We start from the raw sequence: 15,752 nt of genomic DNA on the forward strand, positions 1-15,752 counted from the left end.
CAGTTCCAGCATGTTGAATAATGTTTATGAATGTACATTATCACATCCACACTGACAAACCCATGCTGTGATTATTTGTAGGAATATTATGAAGATGGCTGCGCAGTGTTTAAATAATCTGCTTTTATCGCATCTGCCGAAATAAAACCTTTACAGCGGGATAAAGCTAAACCATCTTCTAAATCGACTTGTTTTAAAGGCTTTTGTCCATCTTGATATCCAAAAATGTCGCTAAGTGGATTAAGCACTAGAGTATGTTCACGATCAATAGCATGGTGGTTTTTCGGCTTTACTTTTGTGCATATGTTTGTGTAGTTGGCAGGGGGTACAGCATTTTTGTTGATTTTACATTTTGCTTTAACCTCCGAAAAATAGCCCAATCTGTATCCAATGATCAGAAATATAAGTTCAGCCATTTTTCTGAGATCAGGGTGGCTGATGTATTTGAATGCTGTTAATCCATATCGAGCTAAAACAAAGTTTTAGTTCTATATTAATTTGATAAATTAAAATAAGAGTAGTTGCTTAAAAATTAGGCTTGAACAAAAGTTTGTTCCATGTATTTAATGATTCATATTCAATGAAAAATTGACTTTAAAACAACAAACAAAATGATCATGGAATGAAAATGCTGCGTTTAACGGTTTTAGTCAGCAGTGCGCTATTTTTAGCAGCCTGCGGTAATGATAGTAATGACCAACAATTTAGTAACCCTGAAACAAACGCTGATCTCAATCAGATCAAAAATCCAGTGGTAACTACAACCGCCTATAGTCAAGACAATATGTCTGCTGTGAGTGCAGACAGCCGTTTGATGACCTATAAAATGCTAGGAGTAGATGGCAAAGTTGTTCAAGCCACAGCCTTAGTCTTTACCCCAAAAACTGTTGCTCCGGCAGGTGGTTGGAAAATTGTGGCTTGGGCACATGGAACGACCGGTGTGGCTGATAAATGCGCTCCGAGCCGACAAGGTTTGCAAGGCACTGAATATTTATTGCAAATGTTATTGGCAAAGGGTTATGTCGTTGTGGCACCCGATTATGAAGGATTAGGGGAACCTAGTGGACGTGAAAACCATCCTTATCTGAATCTAAAAAGTGAAGCCTTTTCGATTACCGATGCCGTTGTCGCTGCTCGAAGTTATTTAACCAGCCAAGGTAAAACGGTGTCGAAGGATTGGGTGTCAATCGGGCATTCTCAAGGTGGTCAAGCCGTGTTAGGTGCAGCTGAATTCGCATCGCGTGCTGACTTAAACTATAAGGGAACGATTGCCATAGCACCTGCAAATAATCTTGCGCTCATTCTTGACGCAGGCGAGAAGTTAGCGGAAGGTAAACCTGCAACTGTGCAAAGTATGATTTATGCACCTTTAGACAGTTTTACTGCGCAGATTATTGCGGGTATGCAAGGGCATAAAAACAGTGTGGATTATTCAAAAGTATTTAGTGGACATTTGGCTGCGATTGCACCTCAGGCTGAAACAGTGTGTTCAGGTGAGTTAACCAAGTTAATTCAAGATGACATGCTCAGTTATGCGAGTCAGAACACGACTTTGGATAACTATGGACGCATGCAGTCTGATTTCTTAACTTTAAAGCCAATCCAAAACTTTATGAGTGAAGGTTCACAGCCTTTAACGACAGCGGTGAAAACGCCGATCATCATTTATCAAGGTAAAGCCGATCAGACCATTCCAGCAGATGCGACTAAATTTATGATTAGCCTTGCTAAGCCGGGAACATCGATTGACTACCGTGAGCAAGCGACAGCAGATCATATCAGTATTTATACCGATAATCTGGCAAATTTTGTGCAAGATGTAGAGACTCTCATGCCAAATCAATAAGTTGATTTGACTTAAATAGTGCTCGTGCAGATTCAACACGGGCATTATTTATTTAAAAACAGCACAAACTTCCCTCTCTCATTTCTAAAACTTCATGCTACAATACGCGCCAATCTTAGCACGGCTTAAAAGCCCTAATTTAATAGGACCTCGCTAATGTTTGCCAACACCTCTATTGCTCAATTTGACCCTGAATTAGCTCAAGCGATCTCGAATGAAGATGCTCGCCAAGAAGCGCACATTGAGTTAATCGCTTCAGAAAACTACTGTTCACCTGCAGTAATGGAAGCTCAAGGTTCAAAACTTACTAACAAATATGCAGAAGGCTACCCTGGCAAACGCTACTACGGCGGTTGCGAGTATGTAGACGTGATCGAACAATTGGCCATTGACCGTGCTAAAGAATTGTTTGGTGCTGATTATGCAAACGTTCAACCACACGCTGGTTCACAAGCAAACTCTGCAGTTTACCTTGCGCTACTTAACCCAGGCGATACAGTTTTAGGTATGAGCTTGGCTCACGGTGGTCACTTGACTCACGGTGCTAAAGTTAGTTTCTCTGGTAAAACTTACAACGCAATTCAATACGGTTTGAACCCAGAAACTGGCGAAATCGACTATGAAGAAGTTGAACGTTTAGCTGAAGAACACAAGCCAAAAATGATCGTGGCTGGTTTCTCTGCGTATAGCCAAGTTGTTGATTGGCAGCGTTTCCGTGATATCGCGGACAAAGTTGGTGCTTACTTATTCGTAGATATGGCTCACGTAGCTGGTCTTGTTGCTGCTGGTGTTTACCCAAGCCCAGTACAAATTGCTGACGTAACTACAACGACTACACATAAAACACTTCGTGGTCCACGTTCTGGTTTAATTCTTGCGAAAGCAAATGAAGAAATCGAGAAAAAATTACAATCAGCTGTATTCCCTGGTAACCAAGGTGGTCCTTTAGTTCACGCTGTAGCGGCTAAAGCGATCTGCTTCAAAGAAGCAATGGCGCCTGAATATAAAGCTTACCAACAACAAGTTGTTAAGAATGCGCAAGCAATGGCTGAAGTTTTAATCGAACGTGGTTATGATGTTGTTTCTGGCGGTACTAAGAACCATTTGTTCTTATTATCTTTAATTAAACAAGACATTACTGGTAAAGATGCCGATGCTTGGTTAGGTGCTGCTCACATTACTGTGAACAAAAACTCAGTACCAAACGATCCACGTTCTCCATTCGTGACTTCTGGTATCCGTATCGGTACTCCTGCTGTAACAACACGTGGTTTTGGTGAAGCTGAAGTACGTGACCTTGCAGGCTGGATCGCTGACGTTCTAGACAGCAAAGGTGACGAAGCTGTGATTGCTACAGTGAAAGAAAAAGTTGCTGCTGTTTGCGCTAAATTCCCAGTTTACGCAAAATAAGTCTGACTTGAGAAAGCCCCCTCAAGGGGGCTTTTTTTATGTCATCAGAAAAATTCAAAAGTTATCTAAACATTTATATTTCTGATATAACGGAATAAGAGATAACAAAAAATTTGCCCATCGCTATAGATCTGTTGGCAAGGTCGCAAAGGAACTTTATATGAAAAAACCCAATATTATTCTTTCAGAACAAGATTTACATCGCTTAGAAACCATGTTGGAGCATCAGTCTAAGTTGACGCCAACGATGGAGCATTTGGAAGATGAGATGGCGCGCGCTGAAGTGGTTGCTCCACAAGATGTCCCTGCCAATGTGGTGAGTATGAATGCCAAAGTTCTCATTAACATTGCACCTGCCACAGAAGCAACCGAAATTACACTGGTCTATCCACATGATTTTCGTGGCGATAAAGGTCAAGTCAATGTTTTGGCTCCAGTGGGCGCTGCCATTTTAGGTTTGGCTGAAGGGCAGGAAATAGAATGGCCGCAGCCTGATGGTCACACCATGAAAGTCAAAATCATTAAAGTGCTCTATCAACCTGAGCGTGAAGGGAATTATCTATAATTCCGCTGTGATAAACAGATATAATCCGTACACAAAGCCATCGATACCGATGGCTTTTTTATTTTTTCTTTATTGCATTTTTAGATATGAAATGGGCAAAAGTTGTTAAGCAGATTTCATTACAACCATAGCAGTTTAACTTGGGAAAACTGTCAAATAATTGACAGAGTCATGGGCACGAAGTCGGCACACTTTATTTCAACAACACCATCGTTGCTTAATAATTTGAAGAATAAGGTAGAGCCCTATGACACAATTAGAATCGAATCATTACAATCCAGACTATCAATATCAGCATATTGAAGTAAAACCTGTAACCGGTCGTATTGGTGCCGAAATTTCTGGCATTCAGTTGTCTGGAAGTTTAGACAAAAGCGTGGTCGATGAATTTAATCATGCACTATTAAAATATAAAGTTGTATTTGTGCGTGGGCAGCAAGATCTCACCGATTTAGAACAAGAAGCCTTTGCACGACTTTTAGGAAATCCGTTGAATCACCCAAGTGTGCCACTCAAAGATGGTACAGCACATACGTTGTCAATTGACTCACGTGGTGGGCGCGCAGATTCATGGCATACCGATATTACATTTTTACCCAATTATCCCAAAGCCACAATTTTAAGAAATGTAGTTGCACCTGAACATGGTGGCGATACAGTTTGGGCCAATACCGTGACGGCTTATGAAGATTTAAGTCCGGAGCTGCAAAAACTGGCGGAACAATTACGCGCGGTGCATAGTAATAGTTATGACTATGCGACTCCCAAAGGTCAGTACAATGAAGAAGGTCGCCATTTATTCCGTACCGCGGTAGAAGTGGAAACCGAGCATCCATTGGTGCGTGTACATCCTGAAACAGGTGAAAAAAGTTTGGTTTTAGGTCACTTCTTTAAACGCTTCAGTGGATATAGTCCGGCACAGTCACGTCGTTTATTTGAACTGTTTCAAGAGCAAATCGTGCAATGGGAAAATATTGTGCGTTGGCGCTGGGCGGTTGGTGATGTTGCCATTTGGGACAATCGTGCAACGCAGCATCGTGCCATCAATGACTATGGTGATGAGTCACGTATCGCCTCACGTGTCACCATTGAGGGTGATGTACCTGTCGATGTAAATGGTCAGCCGAGTACTGTACTGAAAAATATTCAAAACACCGATATTTCAAACTTGCGTTCAGAAGCAGGCCGTATTTATGAGAAAGCATCTTAAGTATGAGAGCGTCATTTAAAACAGCATAAAAACAGATAAATAATGCGAAAAACAATGGTTTTACATTTTTAAGCACTTGCCTAAGATCAATGAGATCTTAGGCATTTTTTTATAGACGTGAGCGATCAAAAGAACACCGCCCAACAGCATTTGTTGCAAATTTTACGTAATGAAGACATCTTTCAGGGCTTTAGCGATCAGACTTTAGAACAGCTTGTGCAACAGGTAAAATATTCACGGTTTCATGCGCAGCAGCACATCTTAAAACAACAACAAATCGTGCAAGATATTTATATTTTGCTTTCAGGTACGCTACAAATTGGTTGGTTGCAAAATAATGGTGAATTGATTGTCAATGATTATATTCGTCGCCAGTCGGTATTTAATTTTGTCGCACTCTTACAACAAAAGCCTTTGAATTATGATTATTTTGCTGCGACACACGTCGAGGTGGCAATCATTTCTGGAACAAGGTTTTTAGCAGTTTTACAGCGTGATCCGAAGGCGCTTTGGAATGTCGTGCAATCTCTCAGTCGACGCATGTATTTGATGTTTGAGCATAATCGTTATTTGCGAACGGCAACGCTAGAGCAGCGTATTGCTAGACATTTGATTCGACTCTATGAGCAATATGGATGTCGGCAGGAAATTCCTTTGAGACTCAGTCAGCAGGAATTTGCAGAGTCTTTTAATATTTCACGCCAAACGTTGAATAAACATCTGCAGCAATTTGTCCAAACACAAGTGATCGCGTGGAATTATGGACAAATCGTGATCTTGGATCTTGAGCGTTTAAGGCAAATGAGTGAACTAGATGAATAACTAGATTTAAAATTTGACGAGAAGCCATGATCGCAAATGGCTTCATTGGACTTGTTTTTAGATTAGTGCTTACTGATTTTATCCAAATATCCCATCATAAAAGCAGAAAAAACAAAGGTTAAATGCATGATGATGTACCACATGATTTTGTCATTCGGGATGTTTTTCGCATCCATAAAAATACGTAATAAATGAATCGAAGAAATTGCCACGATTGATGCTGCAACTTTGAGTTTTAATGAATTGGCATCCATGGTGCCGAGCCAGTTCAAGCGATTGGTCGATTCATTAATTTTTAATTGCGAAACAAAGTTTTCATAGCCTGAAAACATCACCATTACAATCAGTCCGCCCACCATAGTCATATCGACCAAAGAGAGAATGACTAAAATCAGGTCAGCTTCTGAATATTCTAAAATATGCGGAAGGACATGAATGACTTCTTGGAAAAATTTAATCGCGAGCAGTAGCAGTGCAAAGGATAAACCAAAGTACACGGGAGCCAGAATCCAACGTGCTGCATACATTGTGTTATGGAAAAAACGTTCCATTTAAGCCTCTAAATTTATTGATCTAATATTTGGTTCTAAAGTATATGGATTAAATTTTACGATAATTTTGATAATAATTCATGTAGAGTCAGTTGTTTAATTTAAATCTAGATTGAATCTTTGGGTATCTTAAGCTTGAATTCATCTGTGTAGGTCATCATATCCATTCAAATGATGCTGTATGGCTGCTTTGGCGGATCTATAGGCAACGGTTGAATTTGATGGCGAAATTTGACTGATGAAATAGATGTATTTTTTGCAAAATACTACAAGACTTTTATGGCAAAACTTGTAGTATAAAAATGATTTTATTGAGTTTAATTGGCTATGTCACAAATTGATGTATTGGTGCCGTTAAAGGATATTACGGTAGATCGGGCGGAAGTGCTTTCGATTAAGCGGAATGACCTTGTGCCATTACTGACCGATCAATATCGTCTAAATCATTATGCAGATCAATTAATTCAAGCACAGTCGGTGCTGCTAGATGGTGTTGACCCTCAGTTGACGAAACAACTTAGTCAAACCATTGAGCAGTTGATTCAAGCTCTAGCCAATTCAAAAAAATATTTAAAAACACGCAAATTTAATGCCCTGCAAAAATGGTTAGGCATCGATTTGGAATATGGTTCAGGACAAGTTGAATATTACAAAAATCTAGATCAATTACTTGATCGGGCAAATCATCTGAGCCAAAAATTACAGTTAGAAATTCAAAAGTCCCAAGCACGTTTTAATCAATTACAGGGTTTACGTGAGCAAATGGCGCGCTATATCGTCGCGGCTGAAGAATTTTTGCTGGAATACCCACAGTTTGTTAAAAATCAGCATCCGCTTGATAACTTTGCAGAACGCTTATCGAAAAAGGTGAATACGTTGCAAACCTTACAAGCCAGTAATGATATTGCAATTACACAAATGCAGCTTTCTCAGCAGCTTTCTTTTGGTTTATTAGATCGATATAAGGAAGCTCAGCAAGTGTTGATTCCGGCATGGCAATATCATGTGAAACAAAGTCGTCAAAGTAACTCGACAAGTTCATTGGAAAAGCTTGATAATAGCCGTGAAAATTTGATTAAAACTTTAAAAAAATCATTAGAGAATTCCTCTAAGTCTTAGAAATATAAGGTGAGTTATGACCGATTTAGATGCCAAAAATTTACCCGTTGAAGTAAGTAAAGAATTGACTGAAGAAAAGTTTCAGCAACTCAATTTACAGGAAATTGGCTTACAAACTTCCGATTTTCACGAAGTCGAAGCTGCACGTAAGGAATTGGCAGATTTAAGTCATAATAGTGTTGCTGAATATGGTAAAAACATTGCCACCAAGACGTCGACCTATACCGATGAATTATTAAATTTGGTGCAAAATAAAGATCTAGATGCGACAGGTCAAAAGCTCAATCAGGTGGTACAAGTCGCACAGCAACTAAATACCACGAGCATTTTAAATAAATCGAAAAGCTCAGGATTTTTTGGTGGTTTACTGAGTAAATTTAAAGGTGCCAAGCAAAGTTTTGATCAGCACTTTAATACCACCAAAGAGCAAATTGATGCGTTGGTCAAAGAAATTGAGACTTCGCAAAATGGCTTAAAAGCGCGTGTAAATACCTTAGATAAAATGTTTGAAGGCGTGCAAGACGAATATAAACAATTAGGGGTGTATATCGCCGCAGGTAAGTTGAAAGAGCAGGAAATCCAACAGGAAATTGCAAGTTTAACTACCCAAGTTCAAGATCAAACAACTACGCAAAAAGTCTATGACCTCAATCATTTGGCCAATAATCTTGAAAAACGTGTGAGTGATTTACAGATCTTGCAACAGTCTGCGATGCAGACCTTGCCGATGATTCGTATTATTCAATCCAACAATTTGATGTTGGTTGATAAATTTTATGCTATTAAAAATATCACCTTACCGGCTTGGAAAAACCAAATTAGCTTGGCGATTTCATTGCAAGAACAAAAGAACAGCGTGCAATTGGCAAATAGCATTGATGATGCGACCAATGACCTGTTAAAACGCAATGCAGATTTGTTGCATCAAAACTCTGTCGATACAGCAAAAGCCAATCAGCGTTCAGTGATTGATATCGAAACACTTGAACATGTGCAAAATACCCTCATTAAAACCGTTAATGATGTGATTCAAATTCAGAAAGAAGGTGTACAAAAGCGTGAAGAAGCGACGACACGTATTCGTGCCTTACAAAACAATTTGAATCATTTGGTGATTGAATCGAGTGGTTCAAACCCTTCTTCATAAGCTGTGAGGGAGGTGAAAATATAATCTGAAGGAGTATGTCTTTGCCTCCCATTGATGAATATGCGCTAAATCCGCAGCAACTGAAAACAGGGCTTCAAACCATTAAGAAGCGTCAACGCAATTTGACGTTATTGACCTTAACCAGTGTTTCAGTACTGATCGTTTCGGCTGTGATGTTGTTTATTCAGCATGATATGGTTTATAGCTTTTTTGGCCTAAGCTCTAGCGTACAGCAATTGCATATACCCATTAGTGCAGGTGATTTGACATATCAACTCGGTGAGTCTTCCGACTATTTTTTAAACTTTTTATCCTTTATTGGTTGGTTATTTCTAAAACTCATCGTTTCATTTATTGGCGCATTTTTCTTGGTTGGTTTTCTAAAAAAAATTCAATTTTTTAGAATTCGTTTCCAATCTTTTGTATTGAAGTTTGTTGGCTGGATTTTATCGTTTATTGTGCTTTGGTCAGGCTTAACTTATGTGCAATATGACCTTAATCATGATGACCGTGCAGCAGATCAAAAATTGGTACATTATGAAAAAAATATTCAGGAAAGCCAGCTGGCTTTCGAAATGGAAGATGCACAATTGGCAAAACCCGTGCAAGCCTATTTACTTGCACAAGCTGCTTTGATGCATAAGCCTGTAGATCGTGCGACAGCAATTCCTTTGGTGCAATCCTTAATCAATGCTGAGCAACAAAATCCAGCAAAATTCCGTGAATACGGTTTTCAGCCTGAACAGCTCTGGGCGATGCAAAATCAGTTATTTGATAAAACCATGACACCGATGGCGCAAAGCGTGGAAAAACAAGTTCAGCAAGCCAATGTAGTAGAAGTTGTTGTACGTTGGGTGTTGATCGTCGTGATAGTACTCACGCTGATTTTGAGCTTAATTTTGTATCTGCTTTCTCAGCAGTTCAAATCACGGATTATTCGAATTGAGCAGGGACTTCATTAACAGGCATATTTTCTTTTTAGATAACTGCATTGCTCAGAATAAAAACCCCCATCACATAGTATGGGGATTTTTGATCTTAGGTAGATTAACTTGCGCGATGAAACAGTTGTCGAAGTTCCTGTGTAGAAAAAGTCTGATCATTCACTTCGCCATCCACAAGGTAAAAAGGAATCGGGTGCTGTCCCTTTGATTTTACATACTGTGTAATTTCATGCTGGCGGTCTGCAATATCTTTATGTTGAATTGAGCGCAGTACTTTCGAGCCATCTAAACCAATGCCTTCAATAATGCTTTTTAAAACCTGAATATCAGCAATATTTTGACCGTGTGCAAATAATGCATGGAATAGGGCTTGAGTCAGGGCATATTGATCCAGAATATTGTCCAAGGCCAAAATACCTTGATGAGCCAGTTGACTGTTTGGCATACGTTTCATGTACTCAATATTGACAATCACGTCTTCGCTATAAGCGGCGAACTTCGTCATTTCGAGTTTTCGCTTTGCTGCACTCGCACCATACTTATCGGTTAAATACTGCAGCACATCTAAGCCTTGTTCAGGAATTTCTGGAACGCGTTGAATCGGTAATAGCTCTACACGGGTTGCTGTATGTTCATTCCAGTTTTGTTTTAACTTTTGAAATGCGACATAACTCATGGGATAAACAATATCAAAGACAAATTCAATTTTCATTATTCTGCTCACTATTGATTTTATACATGTAGATCGATGGCTGATTAATGCAAGGGATTGATTGCGGCTTTATTGATAGAACTCAAAAGCAGTCAAATCATCTGATATTTCATTTGATTTAAAGCCGACTTGCTGAAATGAAACTTAAAGCTTTATAAAGGTTTTGTAATTAATCAGGACGTAAGTGGGTCTTGCGCAGGCTTGGTGTGATTTCAATAAAAAAGAAAAAAATGAGGGATTTATCACGATATATATGTACGAAATAAATCATTTTAATGTTAATATAGGCCATATATTTATGATTTAGAAAGAAATTTAATCATTTGATTTGTAAAACCGATTAATTTTATAAAAACAAACCGTTTCACCTATTTAATGGTTTGTTCTATCATTCTCTCATCAAATAAATTTACTCCTCTGGAGACGTTAGCAATGTTAGATCAAAATACTTCTGCTCAATTAAAAACCTTACTTGAACGCCTTGAAGGCCCGATTGAAATCGTCGCGACTTTAAACGGCACGGACAAATCAGACAAAATTAAAGAATTGGTGACCGAAGTTGCCGCTTTATCTGATTTAGTGACTGCACGTTTTGACGGTAACAACAGCCGTGCGCCAAGCTTTGGTATTGCAAAAGCAGGTGAAACACCACGTGTATTCTTCGCAGGTCTACCGATGGGCCACGAATTCACATCTTTGATTCTAGCTTTGCTACAAACTTCAGGTTATGCACCGAAAGTTTCTGACGAAGTACTGAACACTATCAAAGGTCTAGGTCTTAAAACTGACTTTGATGTGTTTGTATCTTTAAGCTGCCATAACTGTCCTGACGTGGTTCAAGCACTTAACTTGATCGCAATTTACAACCCGGGTACAACTGCAACCATGATTGATGGTGCATTCTTCCAAGACGAAGTGGAAGAACGCAAAATCATGGCTGTACCAATGGTATTCCAAGACGGCAACCACATCGGTCAAGGTCGTATGACTTTGGAAGAAATCATTGCTAAATTAGACACCAACTCTGCTGCAAAAGATGCTGAAAAGTTAAATGCCAAAGATGCCTTTGATGTCCTTGTGATTGGTGGTGGCCCTGCAGGTAATACTTCTGCGATCTATGCGGCACGTAAAGGTATCAAAACCGGTATCGTGGCTGAGCGCATGGGCGGTCAGGTCATGGATACCATGGACATTGAAAACTTCACGTCGATTCAAAAGACACAAGGTCCTAAGTTTGCTGCTGAAATGGAAGCACATGTACGTGAGTACGGTGTGGACATCATGAACTTGCAACGTGTATCAGACATCAAAGGTGCAGATCAAACAGCCAATGGTCTAGTTGAAGTAACTTTAGAGAATGGTGCAAAACTTGAATCTAAAACAGTGATTCTTTCAACAGGTGCACGCTGGAGAGAGATGAATGTTCCAGGTGAGCAAGAATACCGTACTCGTGGTGTTGCATACTGCCCACACTGTGACGGTCCATTGTTTAAAGGTAAACGTGTTGCAGTGATAGGTGGTGGTAACTCAGGTGTCGAAGCGGCGATTGACCTTGCTGGTATTGTAGAACATGTAACACTTGTTGAATTTGATACCAAACTTCGTGCTGACCAAGTCCTTCAAGACAAGTTAAACAGCTTACCGAATACCACTGTGATCATGAATGCATTATCTACAGAAGTGGTTGGTGATGGTTCACAAGTGACTGCACTGAACTACAAAGACCGTGCAACAGATGAAATCAAAACGATTGAATTGGCAGGTATCTTTGTACAAATCGGTTTGTTACCAAACACTGATTTCTTAAAAGAAACAGCAGTTGAACTTTCAAACCGTGGTGAGATCGTAATTAACGAACGTAACGAAACCAATGTAAAAGGTGTATTTGCTGCCGGTGACTGTACAACAGTACCTTACAAACAAATCATCATTGCGACAGGTGAAGGCGCGAAAGCTTCATTGTCTGCTTTTGATTACATCATCCGTTCGGGTCAATAAAAGAAAGGCCAGTGTGTTTCGAGAAACACGCTGGCCGCGCTGAATGTTGTCATTTGAATATTATTTTTCTTAATATTCTCGTTTTACAGGAACTTTGGATGCTAACACCGGAGTTCCTTTTTTTGTCTGCAAAATTAGGATTCAAAAATGTTCCCACACATTTTGAATCCTATTCGTTGCCCAGCTATTTTTGTTTTACAACCTTATTTTTATACTTTCCCCAAGGTTGTTTCTCTATAAAATATAAAGCGGAGTAAGCAATTAATATACCAATCACATCACGAATTTAAGATTTAAATAAATTCAAGCCTTTAAACTTCTCCATTAACTGCTCATCTGTCTCCACATGTTCAGGATGAGGCACAATGCACTCAATCGGACAAACTGAAACACAAGTTTGGTGCGCATAGAAACCGACGCATTCAGTACAACGTGCGACATCGATTTCATAAATCTTTGAGCCTTCATAAATGGCATCATTGGGACATTCAGGTAGACACATGTCACAATTGATGCATTTGTCTGTAATCAACAAAGCCATAAAGTAAACTCAAGCCTGATAAGCTAAAGTTGAAGCCGAAATATCCACTGTCGAATTGGGTAAGTTACGAATCAGTAAGGCGTATCGCATATCCACATCGGCAGGTACAGGAATATCCACGATATGACCTGAACCTTTGGCATCGTCGATTAGATTACCTTTTTTATCTTTCATTTCAGTTAAAACGAAGGTGATGTTGCCTGAAGTGGTCATCAGTTCTAAAGAATCACCTACAACAAAACGGTTTTTCACTTCGATTTTAAGAGAGTCACCATTGCGTTCTAAGACTTCACCTACAAACTGTTGATGATCAAAACGTGAAGAGCCGGTTTCATAGTTTTGATATTCACTATGAACATGGCGGCGTAGAAAACCTTCGGTATAACCACGATTCGCAAGGCCTTCAAGCTGAGACATGAGAGCAGGGTCAAACGGTTTACCAGAAAGGGCATCATCGATGGCTTTACGATAAATTTGAGCAGTACGTGCACAGTAGAAGTAAGACTTGGTACGGCCTTCAATTTTTAAAGAATGAATGCCCATTTTGGTTAAACGGTCAACATGCTGTACAGCACGCAAGTCTTTCGAGTTCATGAAATAAGTGCCATGCTCATCTTCTTCGGCAGCAAACATGTCTTCTTCATTGCGTTGTAATAAAACCGGCTCGCCGAATTGGTGTTGTTCTAGGGCGTGTTGCTCATCGGCATTTTTATTATTGCAGCATGATGATTCTTTAATTTGTGTGACTGGAATAACATCACCAGTTTCATCTTCAACTGCATCGTGAATTTTATAATCCCATCGGCATGCATTGGTACATGCACCTTGGTTTGCATCACGTTTATTCATATAGCCAGAAAGTAAGCAACGACCGGAGTAAGCCATACATAATGCACCATGTACGAAAACTTCAATTTCCATATCAGGTACATTGTGTTTAATTTCTTCAATTTCTTCGATTGATAATTCACGTGACAGAATGACACGTGTCAGTCCCATATTTTTCCAAAATTTAACCGTTGCCCAGTTCACCGCATTGGCTTGGACAGACAAATGAATGGACACTTCTGGAAAATGTTCACGCACCATCATGATTAGACCAGGGTCAGACATGATCAGTGCATCAGGATTCATGGCAACCACAGGTTCAAGGTCACGGATGAAATTTTTCAGTTTTGAGTTATGCGGTTGGATGTTTACCACCACATAAAACTTTTTCCCTAAGGCATGAGCTTCTTCAATGCCAATTTTTAAATTGTCATGGTCGAAAGCATTATTGCGCACACGTAAGCTATATCGCGGCTGACCTGCATACACGGCATCTGCGCCATAAGCAAAAGCGTAGCGCATATTTTTTAAAGAGCCAGCAGGTGAGAGGAGTTCGGTTACGTGTTGAATCGTCATGTCAATAAAGGCATAAAAAATTTATGGCTTTATTGTAGTGATCTAAAAAAAGGATTCAACCAAGTATTTTAGTTGGGTTTTCAAGATATTCCGTTTTCCAAATGTTTTAAAATTTGGCAATCATTAATTTGACTGGTTTCATTACAGCTAGCACGGAGCTTACTTAACTGTATTTTAAAATTTTCTAATTCTTTAATTTTTTCAGAAACTTGACGAATGTGATTGTCAATTAATTCATTCACAGCATGACAGCTTTGCGTAGGGGATTGCTCAAGTTCAAGCAGGGTTTGAATCTCGGTGAGAGAAATATCGAGGTTTCGACAGCGCTTAATAAAAACCAAACGTTTGTACATTTCTTCATCATAATAGCGATAATTGTTGTCTGCGCGGAAGCTAGGTTTCAGCAGTTTTTTCTTTTCATAAAAGCGAATACTGTCAATGCTTACCCCAGATTTGGTGGACAATTCTTTAATCAAATAATGTTTTTGTACGTTCATGCTTGACCTTGGAGTGAGTCCATAGTTTTGAATAAGAGTAATACAAATCCATTGATTTTAAAATTGGAGCACATTTATGGCATGTACATGTAGTCATGAGCCAGCACCAAACAAACCCAACAGTAAATTTCGTATCGCACTTTGGATTGCCTTAATCATTAACGCCATGATGTTTTTGGTGGAGCTGATTGGTGGGGCTTATGCACATTCTTCTGCGCTTTGGGCGGACTCGCTGGATTTCTTTGGTGATGCTGTAAATTATGGGGTTTCATTAGCCGTGCTTGGCGCCAGTTTATATTGGCGTGCAACAGTCGCCTTGGTGAAAGGTTTTGTCATGGCAGCGTTTGGGATCGTGGTGATTGCCAAAGTGCTCTATGCCTATGCCAATGGGATCGCACCTGAACCGATCACCATGGGTATAATTGGTATCTTAGCTTTAGTCGCTAATGTCATCTGTGCATACGTCTTATATGCCTTCCGAGAAGGCGACTCCAATATGCAATCCGTTTGGCTATGTAGCCGTAATGATGCGATTGGTAATGTCGCGGTGATCTTGGCGGCCGTCGGGGTATTTGGTACAGGAAGTCTATGGCCAGATTTGATTGTGGCTGTAATCATGGCGATCTTAGGTTTAACGGGCGGTTATCAGGTAATTCGAAAAGCACTGCAAGAGCGTAAGCAAAAAGATATTCTGAGTACCCCTTGCTCTTAAAATACTTACTCTTAAATCCACCGTTAATGGCATTCATTTTATCCATGTTTTTAACGCAGATGAATAGACTAGGACTTACGCACTATTATTTAAAGATTCTCTGTGGTAGCAGATGATTTTTATCGAGAATAAAGTCATCAATGAAGCTTTTGATAATTGGTCTAAATAATTTCTTCTGCCAACGATATATATTTTCAAAGATCCGCTCAAACTGGTTCTTTTGTATCTCAACGTAGGCCATCAAGGCTGAAAAAATATGATTCAAAATCAGTTT

The 15,752-nt window shown here is 39.6% G+C and carries 16 protein-coding genes and 1 pseudogene; 10 read left to right on the forward strand and 7 right to left on the reverse strand.

Going from position 1 to position 15,752, the window contains the following annotated elements; genetic code table 11:
* Nucleotides 1-86: 86 nt before the first annotated feature.
* The gene (locus tag FTU17_RS11500; RefSeq protein WP_180008264.1) at nucleotides 87-416 is read right to left on the reverse strand and encodes a hypothetical protein; all 330 of its coding nucleotides are present in this window, start codon (nucleotides 414-416) and stop codon (nucleotides 87-89) included.
* A gap of 206 nt (nucleotides 417-622) precedes the next feature.
* Between FTU17_RS11500 and FTU17_RS11505 the strand changes: the two genes are divergently transcribed.
* The 5 genes from FTU17_RS11505 (at nucleotide 623) to FTU17_RS11525 (ending at nucleotide 5,853) form a co-directional block, all read left to right on the forward strand.
* Nucleotides 623-1,846 (forward strand): alpha/beta fold hydrolase, encoded by a 1,224-nt coding sequence (locus FTU17_RS11505; RefSeq protein WP_180041539.1) that lies wholly within the window; start codon nucleotides 623-625, stop codon nucleotides 1,844-1,846.
* A 156-nt stretch (nucleotides 1,847-2,002) separates the two neighbouring features.
* Nucleotides 2,003-3,256: a serine hydroxymethyltransferase gene (gene glyA, locus FTU17_RS11510; RefSeq protein WP_180035998.1), complete on the forward strand. Its 1,254-nt coding sequence runs from the start codon at nucleotides 2,003-2,005 to the stop codon at nucleotides 3,254-3,256.
* 160 nt (nucleotides 3,257-3,416) lie between these two features.
* Nucleotides 3,417-3,821, forward strand: a complete 405-nt coding sequence (rnk, locus tag FTU17_RS11515; RefSeq protein ID WP_078192900.1) for a nucleoside diphosphate kinase regulator — start codon at nucleotides 3,417-3,419, stop codon at nucleotides 3,819-3,821.
* Nucleotides 3,822-4,068: 247 nt separating this feature from the next.
* Nucleotides 4,069-5,031: a TauD/TfdA family dioxygenase gene (locus tag FTU17_RS11520; RefSeq protein WP_180135546.1), complete on the forward strand. Its 963-nt coding sequence runs from the start codon at nucleotides 4,069-4,071 to the stop codon at nucleotides 5,029-5,031.
* 117 nt (nucleotides 5,032-5,148) lie between these two features.
* Entirely contained in the window at nucleotides 5,149-5,853 is a 705-nt protein-coding gene (locus tag FTU17_RS11525) for a Crp/Fnr family transcriptional regulator (RefSeq protein WP_180051207.1), read from the forward strand.
* Nucleotides 5,854-5,915: 62 nt separating this feature from the next.
* Here FTU17_RS11525 and FTU17_RS11530 read toward each other — a convergent pair whose 3' ends face one another.
* Nucleotides 5,916-6,404, reverse strand: coding sequence for a TIGR00645 family protein (locus FTU17_RS11530; RefSeq protein WP_078189122.1), 489 nt, complete (start codon nucleotides 6,402-6,404; stop codon nucleotides 5,916-5,918).
* Nucleotides 6,405-6,731: 327 nt separating this feature from the next.
* On the opposite strand from FTU17_RS11530, the gene FTU17_RS11535 reads away from it, so the two are divergent.
* The 3 genes from FTU17_RS11535 to FTU17_RS11545 are packed head-to-tail and all read left to right on the forward strand — an operon-like array spanning nucleotide 6,732 to nucleotide 9,632.
* Nucleotides 6,732-7,523 (forward strand): tellurium resistance protein, encoded by a 792-nt coding sequence (locus FTU17_RS11535; RefSeq protein WP_078189121.1) that lies wholly within the window; start codon nucleotides 6,732-6,734, stop codon nucleotides 7,521-7,523.
* A gap of 16 nt (nucleotides 7,524-7,539) precedes the next feature.
* Nucleotides 7,540-8,670 carry a toxic anion resistance protein gene (locus tag FTU17_RS11540; RefSeq protein WP_078189120.1) on the forward strand — a complete coding sequence of 377 codons (1,131 nt, stop codon included), beginning with the start codon at nucleotides 7,540-7,542 and terminating at the stop codon, nucleotides 8,668-8,670.
* 41 nt (nucleotides 8,671-8,711) lie between these two features.
* On the forward strand, nucleotides 8,712-9,632 hold the full coding sequence (locus FTU17_RS11545) for a hypothetical protein (RefSeq protein ID WP_180135550.1): 921 nt from the start codon (nucleotides 8,712-8,714) through the stop codon (nucleotides 9,630-9,632).
* An 85-nt stretch (nucleotides 9,633-9,717) separates the two neighbouring features.
* Here FTU17_RS11545 and FTU17_RS11550 read toward each other — a convergent pair whose 3' ends face one another.
* The gene (locus FTU17_RS11550; protein WP_180113958.1) at nucleotides 9,718-10,326 is read right to left on the reverse strand and encodes a DsbA family protein; all 609 of its coding nucleotides are present in this window, start codon (nucleotides 10,324-10,326) and stop codon (nucleotides 9,718-9,720) included.
* Between the two features lie 432 nt (nucleotides 10,327-10,758).
* Here FTU17_RS11550 and ahpF point away from each other — a divergent pair, with 432 nt between their 5' ends.
* The gene (gene ahpF, locus FTU17_RS11555; RefSeq protein WP_180123958.1) at nucleotides 10,759-12,324 is read left to right on the forward strand and encodes an alkyl hydroperoxide reductase subunit F; all 1,566 of its coding nucleotides are present in this window, start codon (nucleotides 10,759-10,761) and stop codon (nucleotides 12,322-12,324) included.
* 286 nt (nucleotides 12,325-12,610) lie between these two features.
* Here the strand turns inward: ahpF and FTU17_RS11560 are convergent, their stop codons facing one another.
* From FTU17_RS11560 to FTU17_RS11570, 3 genes are all read right to left on the reverse strand, one after another.
* Entirely contained in the window at nucleotides 12,611-12,865 is a 255-nt protein-coding gene (locus FTU17_RS11560) for a YfhL family 4Fe-4S dicluster ferredoxin (protein WP_180009475.1), read from the reverse strand.
* A 9-nt stretch (nucleotides 12,866-12,874) separates the two neighbouring features.
* Entirely contained in the window at nucleotides 12,875-14,269 is a 1,395-nt protein-coding gene (yegQ, locus tag FTU17_RS11565; RefSeq protein ID WP_180010889.1) for a tRNA 5-hydroxyuridine modification protein YegQ, read from the reverse strand.
* Between the two features lie 80 nt (nucleotides 14,270-14,349).
* Entirely contained in the window at nucleotides 14,350-14,766 is a 417-nt protein-coding gene (locus FTU17_RS11570; RefSeq protein ID WP_168379319.1) for a Cd(II)/Pb(II)-responsive transcriptional regulator, read from the reverse strand.
* Between the two features lie 76 nt (nucleotides 14,767-14,842).
* Between FTU17_RS11570 and FTU17_RS11575 the strand changes: the two genes are divergently transcribed.
* Nucleotides 14,843-15,478: a cation transporter gene (locus tag FTU17_RS11575; RefSeq protein ID WP_180132102.1), complete on the forward strand. Its 636-nt coding sequence runs from the start codon at nucleotides 14,843-14,845 to the stop codon at nucleotides 15,476-15,478.
* An 85-nt stretch (nucleotides 15,479-15,563) separates the two neighbouring features.
* On the opposite strand, the pseudogene FTU17_RS11580 reads toward FTU17_RS11575, so the two are convergent.
* Nucleotides 15,564-15,752, reverse strand: a pseudogene (locus tag FTU17_RS11580) (IS701 family transposase); the annotation flags it as partial.

Source organism: Acinetobacter sp. YH12070 (assembly GCF_013419625.1).
Taxonomy (GTDB): Bacteria; Pseudomonadota; Gammaproteobacteria; order Pseudomonadales; family Moraxellaceae; genus Acinetobacter; species Acinetobacter amyesii.

What these genes read in the sequence shown, in the direction of transcription:
- FTU17_RS11500 (WP_180008264.1), bottom strand. Translation starts at nt 416, where the DNA reads ATGGCTGAACTTATATTTCTGATCATTGGATACAGATTGGGCTATTTT.
- FTU17_RS11505 (WP_180041539.1), top strand. Translation starts at nt 623, where the DNA reads ATGAAAATGCTGCGTTTAACGGTTTTAGTCAGCAGTGCGCTATTTTTA.
- glyA (WP_180035998.1), top strand. Translation starts at nt 2,003, where the DNA reads ATGTTTGCCAACACCTCTATTGCTCAATTTGACCCTGAATTAGCTCAA.
- rnk (WP_078192900.1), top strand. Translation starts at nt 3,417, where the DNA reads ATGAAAAAACCCAATATTATTCTTTCAGAACAAGATTTACATCGCTTA.
- FTU17_RS11520 (WP_180135546.1), top strand. Translation starts at nt 4,069, where the DNA reads ATGACACAATTAGAATCGAATCATTACAATCCAGACTATCAATATCAG.
- FTU17_RS11530 (WP_078189122.1), bottom strand. Translation starts at nt 6,404, where the DNA reads ATGGAACGTTTTTTCCATAACACAATGTATGCAGCACGTTGGATTCTG.
- FTU17_RS11535 (WP_078189121.1), top strand. Translation starts at nt 6,732, where the DNA reads ATGTCACAAATTGATGTATTGGTGCCGTTAAAGGATATTACGGTAGAT.
- FTU17_RS11540 (WP_078189120.1), top strand. Translation starts at nt 7,540, where the DNA reads ATGACCGATTTAGATGCCAAAAATTTACCCGTTGAAGTAAGTAAAGAA.
- FTU17_RS11550 (WP_180113958.1), bottom strand. Translation starts at nt 10,326, where the DNA reads ATGAAAATTGAATTTGTCTTTGATATTGTTTATCCCATGAGTTATGTC.
- ahpF (WP_180123958.1), top strand. Translation starts at nt 10,759, where the DNA reads ATGTTAGATCAAAATACTTCTGCTCAATTAAAAACCTTACTTGAACGC.
- FTU17_RS11560 (WP_180009475.1), bottom strand. Translation starts at nt 12,865, where the DNA reads ATGGCTTTGTTGATTACAGACAAATGCATCAATTGTGACATGTGTCTA.
- yegQ (WP_180010889.1), bottom strand. Translation starts at nt 14,269, where the DNA reads ATGACGATTCAACACGTAACCGAACTCCTCTCACCTGCTGGCTCTTTA.
- FTU17_RS11570 (WP_168379319.1), bottom strand. Translation starts at nt 14,766, where the DNA reads ATGAACGTACAAAAACATTATTTGATTAAAGAATTGTCCACCAAATCT.
- FTU17_RS11575 (WP_180132102.1), top strand. Translation starts at nt 14,843, where the DNA reads ATGGCATGTACATGTAGTCATGAGCCAGCACCAAACAAACCCAACAGT.